Raw genomic sequence first — 328 nt, forward strand, 5'->3', positions numbered from 1 at the left:
AAACAACCCCCCCCCCAAAAAAAAACCCACAAAAAAAAAAAGCCCCAACCCCCCACACACAAAAAAAAAAAACCACAACCCCCCCCCCACCAACCAAAAAAAAAACAACAAAAAAAAATAAAACACAAAACACAAGCAATAAAACAAACAACCCAACAAAGAAAAAAAACAAACCCACCCCCCAAAAAAAAAAAACAACAAAATTAAAATAAAAAAAAACCCAAAAAAAAACACAAACAATAAGTTTTAAAAAAAAAAAAAAAAACAGAGACAAAAACAACAAAAAAAAAAGAAATTAAATTTTTTAAAAACAAAAAAAAATAAACAC

1 protein-coding gene is annotated in these 328 nt (G+C 27.4%); it reads left to right on the plus strand.

The window, feature by feature from the left end:
- On the plus strand, nucleotides 1–212 hold a 212-nt coding region (locus ACR6JA_RS22115), incomplete at its 5' end, for a hypothetical protein (protein WP_494599526.1).
- Nucleotides 213–328: the final 116 nt, after the last annotated feature.

It is taken from the genome of Cedecea sp. B1(4) (assembly GCF_059414925.1).